The organism is Microvirga sp. KLBC 81, from assembly GCF_003075415.1.
Lineage (GTDB): Bacteria > Pseudomonadota > Alphaproteobacteria > Rhizobiales > Beijerinckiaceae > Microvirga.
This window is the reverse complement of sequence record NZ_QDAH01000160.1, coordinates 1-5472: the sequence shown is the minus strand read 5'-3', so window position 1 is coordinate 5472 and position 5472 is coordinate 1. Positions and strand designations below refer to the sequence as shown.

Below are 5472 nucleotides of genomic sequence, written 5' to 3'. Positions count from 1 at the left end.
ACAGGCGCTGGACGGGGAAGCCCTCTTTCGCCGCATCGATGAACTGGAACCTCATCGACTTCCCTCCTTGGCGAAAAAGCGGTCGCCCGTTTGAGGATCTCCCGCTCCTGGCGCAGGATCTCGTTCTCGCGCCGCAGCCGCTTCAGCTCAGCCGCCATGTCTTCCTGGCGGTCCTCGGGCGGAGCGTTGATCTCACGCTCGTGACGGCGGTCGATCCAGTGGCGCAGGGTCGACAGGCCAACGCCGAGATCCGCCGCAATCTCGCGCCGGCTGCGGCCGCTCGTCAGAGCAAGCCGCACAGCCTCATCCCGAAACTCTTTCGTAAAGCGCGTGTGAGGCATAGAGATCCTCCTGCTTCATGAGAGGCTCTCCAGTTTTTCGATACTGCTGGCGAATTCATCATGCCGCCTCCTGCCACAAGGCGGCTGCGGAACTCACTCAGGACAGAGGCATCGAAGCCAGGGTCGGTCAGCTCCAACCCCAGCAGATACTTCCAGTCGATGCGGCTGCGAACAGCATCGGCCGCCCGCCGGTCGGACAGGGTCTCAGCGAACTGGAGCAGGGTCACCAGCGCCAGCCGCCATGGGCATTCCGCCGGTTGTCCGCGATGGGCGAAGAGAGGGGCGAACTGGACGTCGGTGAAGATCGTCCCGAGGCGGTCGCGCAAGAGCAGATAGGGATTGCCATGCGGGAAGGCCGCGCGGGCAACGGTTGCGGTCGAAGCGCGAACATCACCACTCAAAGTCGGGCGGAGCGACATGGAACCCTCCAGGTCTAAACCCAACCCCTTGCAGCCTGAACGCTGACCGCGCCTCAACAGCTCTAATGCATAATGAATTCGCCAGCAGTATCTTTTTCGAAGCAAGTTCAACCCTATGTTACACCGCTTTCGTGGAGATCATTAGAGCGGCCAGGGCCACTTTGGCCTTGAGGATGGAGAGTGGATCCAGCGGGGTCTCTTGCTCATCATTTCTCCTGTTCGGCTGCCGCTTTGGCTGCTCTCAGGCAGAAACTCCACTCATCCCGCTGCCCAGATTCTCCAGGCTAGCTCTCTGACCATACTATCAGCCCTCGTAGGTGCACGGGTAAGGTTGGAAGCATAAAGTTATGCTGCAGGAATATCAAGATTAGGGCGGCGACGGATTGAGCAGATTGCGGCGCCGCTGGTACTGAGGTCGAGGCTATTTCGCTATGATTGTTAGAATTTTAAAGTTCGGGGGCTCCTCCTTTCGTAATGGGGATGACTATAACTTTATCGCCTCACATATTGTAAAGCGCCTGTCTACAGATGCAGATCGAGTTGTGGTTATAGTCAGTGCGATGTACGGAGTTACTGATTCTCTAAGGCAGCTAGCACTATCGGTGAGTGAGCGGTGTGGTCGTGCAGCCCTCGATGCTGTTCTCACATCCGGCGAAGTCGTTTCTGTTGGCCTACTTGAAGCAGCATTGGAACAGCATTCGGTTGCGGTATCGGCACTGTTTGGCTACTCGCTAGGTGTTCGGGTGTCCTCTGGATTCAACCGCGCATCTATCGAATCCATTAACAGATCACCACTTCGCGATGCATTGGAGACTAGCCAAGTTGTAATAATTGCCGGCGCTCAGGGGGTAGATAGGAGCGGGCGCATCTCAATGCTCGGCCGTAACAGCTCGGATCTAACCGCTGTGATAGCTGCTGATATCGTCGGGTCCGGTTCTTGTGAAATTTACTCGGATGTGTGCGGCGTCTACACGGCGGACCCGCAACTCGTAAAGGGAGCCAGATTGATCCCTGAGATTTCTCACACATGTGTCAGCCGTATGGCGCGCCATGGAGCCAAAGTGCTTCACTATGGAGCGCTAGAGTACGCCTCAAGCCGCGGCATTGTGATTACCTGTAAATCGTTGCGACCGCAGGAAGTGGTCGGAACGCATGTAGCCGCTACAGGAGATGTTGCCACAGTTGTCGTCAATCCGTCGGCGACGAGGCTGGACTTCAATGATCGTTTCGAATGGCTAGCAGCACTACGCGTGCTAGAGGAACTCGACATCACGTGGGTAGGTTCGGGTCAGAACGTGGGAGGTCCTATTTACTTGAGCCATGATGCGAACTTTGCTCTTGGCATCTTGGCGGAGCGCCAGATCAAGCTATTACATGTTAGCAAGCGTGTATTGGTGAGCGAAATAACAAGCGATGTTACCAGAATCAACGAGTTTCACGATTTATCATCTGCCGTTTCTTGTGCGCAAAAGCTGCATGCAGATCTCTACCCTGAGGAGCGTCAGCTCGCGTCTGGAACGTATAACAAATAACCTTCCGCTGCCAAACACTGACAGCGTTGCAGGAGGTCAGCCGGCAAATCGGCATTCTCACACGCCGTCTCATGGCTTTGGCACGCCAGGACCCAGCGGCCCGGCGGCTGATGACGGCCCCTGGCGTCGGCTCCCTGGTGGCATTGGCCTATATCAGCGTCATCGATGCGCCGGAGCGGTTCTCAAAGTCCTCGAGCGTGGGAGCTTATGTTGGTCTGACCCCGAGACGCTACTAGTCAGGTAAGATCGATCGGAGCGGTCGGATCTCCAAATGCGGCGATCCGCTGCTACGGACCTACCTCTTTGAGGCAGCGGGCATGATTCTCAACCGCGTCTCGCGCTGGTCGCCGATCAAGGCCTGGGGGACGAGGCTTGCCAGGAAGGTCGGTGGGAAGAAGGCCATGGTGGCCGTCGCCCGCAAGCTGTCGGTGATCCTGCATCGGATGAGGCGCGACAACACGGACTTCTGGTGGTCGCGCCAGGAAGGGCAGCCCGCATGAGATAGTCACCTCGAAAGATCCGCCGACCCGGCGGAGTGATGTCCCTTGTCGGGACGAGGCAGCAGCCATCGCGCAGGCACCGTTGCGGTCATGACTTCAGACACAGGATGAGGTCAACCGCGGATGCAACATGGCGAGGCTGAGGCTTCCGACCCCATCATACGGCGGTGTCTGCCGACCGCGGAGAGAACCATGACCCGACAAGCGATATCAGCCGAGCCGACGGAAACGGCCGCTCAAAGGGCTTGACCAAAATCCCAGAATAAGAGAATGGAGCCTCTTTGGTGCCATCTGCGCTGGTGCGTGGAGGTAAGAGCTGCAGAGTGTTCCTATTAATCAAGGCTCGGAAATGGTGTGATCGACCAATTGATCAAGTCGACGGCACGCTGAAGTATCGCCGCGGTCTGAGTAGGGTTCGGTGAACTGGCGATGACAAATCCCATGCAGTCTAGGTAATTGCCTTCCCTGATAATCGGCGTCTTGGGTTTCATATACAATTTGACCTCGGCAACACCGGGTACAGCCGCCGCCTGACTGTCGCCGCGAATCCAATCGAGGGTGCCATCGAGATCAGGAACAAGGATCCGCGCGGCCGCAGTGTGCGCATGCCTTCTGCGCAAATCCCATTCGTCGCCAATGGCAAGCTTGACGTGCTCGGTAACAAGATCGACACCGTAAGCCAGCTGAACCAGTTGAGGATCGGGCGTGCCGGCAAGACGCGGATTGACTTCAATGACGACTGGCCCACGCTTTGTCCACCGGAATTCAATGTTCGTTGGCCCCCAGCCAAGGTCGAGAGCTTGCAAACAGCTCAGCGAAACATCAACAATACGCGCATGCTCCTGATCAGTCAGTAGGGCCGGAAAGGTAAACTCACGAAAGACGAAATGTGGTGGGGGTTCGAAGTCAGCGGCTTCAATCCCAATGACCTCGGTTCCCATTATCTGAGCGATATAATGGCGGCCTTGTGCGAATTCTTCGACTAGTATCCGCGGCGCAGACCGCCACATGTGCGTCCCACCCAACAGATATGTCGTATGTTCGGCTAATTCTTCGACAGTGCGGCACAATCGGACACCGCTGCTGCCGCTACCCACGACTGGCTTAAGGATTACCGGCAGGCCGATCTCCGCGGCCGCGCTTTCTACCTCTGCCGCATTCGCCGCCACGTGACAAGCCGGTATGGGAACGCGGGCCTCTGCGAGGAGCTGACGTTGAGTGAACTTGTTGCAGCATCGTTCAATCGATGCGGGGTTCGGTCCCGGTAGGTCGAAGTACCGGCAAAGCTTGCCAACTGTCACATAGAGCGCCTCATCGAGGCCCGTAAAACCAGTGATGCCAGCAATGTCATAGGTCTCACGTAGCCGGGAACATTCGTGGATCAGCGCATCGAGATTATCTGTATCGACACGGATTGCCTCAATGTTTTCTGCCGCAAGATAGTCGTACTGAGCTGGATCAGCTGACAGGGTAATTGGATGAAGGCCAAGACGCTGGGCCGCTTGGATGTATCGCGGCCCATTACCCTTATGACCTTCAACCAGGATGAGTGCTCTCGGTGTCATTTGTGTTGACCTTTCCTTGTCTGCGATGCGGTAGTCTGAGCGTAAATCGTCATCAGCTTTCCATCCGGGCCGGACCTCAGTACATGTCGTAAGGTACTCTCGTCACGCGCTGGCGATGCTGAAGTACGCGAAAGCGTCTTCAACAATTCGTCTCGCGTCAGCCAAACGAGCCAATCGTCGTCGTCGATCCCTTGTGCAGGCAAGCGCAGGACTGATCCATGCGGCTCTCGATGCAGATAGCCGTAGCGATCGACTATGCCTTTTTCTATGTTCCAGCCGGCAACCAGCGCGTAAATAAAATCCGGCGACCATTTAGCCCATGCTAGTCCGAACGCAATTTGACCAATTAGGGCCGCGAGACCGCGGCCTCTAAAGTCCTTCCGCAACCAAATGTCGCCATGATACGCTACCAGCCCGGTTATGCTGCAAGCAGTCGGCGCGTAGCAGCTACACGAGGAACCGGGCCCGGCTTGGAGAGTAGGATCGGCGAAGCAGGCTCTGAGCGACTCAAGGTGCTCAGCGAGGTTTGTGTCGCATAGATCGTCCAAACGCATTGCCTGGACATGGGCTACTCTTCCTTCCTGATCCCGCCCGATGATCCAAAAGGCCTTTCCAGGTGAGAGTTCATAACAGTCCGGACGGAAGTTTGGGGTGGTCGGTGGCTTTCCGGGAAGTCTGCTGGTAATCCCGACATACTCCTCAAAATCGTCGCCCATTGCAATGTGGAGACCGGACCTGCGCCACAGCTCGTCTGCGGCATAGATGTACTTCGAGACCTCCAGCGTTGTCACGTTGCTCAGCATGTCAATTCCTCTTGGTGAGCGCGCCGAAACAACATACTTTCTACAATTCCTGGGCAAGCGTCGATACTACCGCATCTAATAGTCGATGCGCCCGCACATGAATGACGAAAGCACTCTGGCAGGCAATAAAATACAAAGTTTGGCTCCGTTGCATTAAGTGCGACGGGTCATAATTAACCTAACGATAAAGCTTCCTCATGCAGCGAGACCGAACACTTGGTCTTGCTTCGCAATTGATACTGCTGGCGAATTCATCATGCTGGGACAGGGGCCATCATGAGCTTGGTGAATGCGGATTGCCGCGTTCGTGCG

3 protein-coding genes and 3 pseudogenes are annotated in these 5472 nt (G+C 56.4%); 2 read left to right on the top strand and 4 right to left on the bottom strand.

Annotation, left to right across the window (positions count from 1 at the left end; all coding sequences use genetic code 11):
• Both DC522_RS32290 and DC522_RS32285 read right to left on the bottom strand, forming a co-directional pair.
• Positions 1-341, bottom strand: a pseudogene (locus DC522_RS32290) (transposase); the annotation flags it as partial.
• 68 nt (positions 342-409) lie between these two features.
• Positions 410-760: pseudogene (locus DC522_RS32285) on the bottom strand (transposase); the annotation flags it as partial.
• A gap of 431 nt (positions 761-1191) precedes the next feature.
• Between DC522_RS32285 and DC522_RS32280 the strand changes: the two are divergent.
• Together DC522_RS32280 and DC522_RS37135 are read left to right on the top strand one after the other, a co-directional pair.
• On the top strand, positions 1192-2292 hold the full coding sequence (locus DC522_RS32280; protein WP_116532522.1) for a uridylate kinase: 1101 nt from the start codon (positions 1192-1194) through the stop codon (positions 2290-2292).
• A gap of 71 nt (positions 2293-2363) precedes the next feature.
• Positions 2364-2792: pseudogene (locus tag DC522_RS37135) on the top strand (transposase).
• A 332-nt stretch (positions 2793-3124) separates the two neighbouring features.
• Here the strand turns inward: DC522_RS37135 and DC522_RS32270 are convergent.
• Together DC522_RS32270 and DC522_RS32265 are read right to left on the bottom strand one after the other, a co-directional pair.
• Positions 3125-4357, bottom strand: coding sequence for an acetyl-CoA carboxylase biotin carboxylase subunit family protein (locus DC522_RS32270; RefSeq protein WP_116532521.1), 1233 nt, complete (start codon positions 4355-4357; stop codon positions 3125-3127).
• A complete protein-coding gene (locus DC522_RS32265; protein WP_205769897.1) occupies positions 4354-5160 on the bottom strand; it encodes a hypothetical protein in 807 nt (268 codons plus the stop codon). The genes DC522_RS32270 and DC522_RS32265 overlap by 4 nt, the downstream gene beginning before the upstream one ends.
• Positions 5161-5472 lie beyond the last annotated feature (312 nt).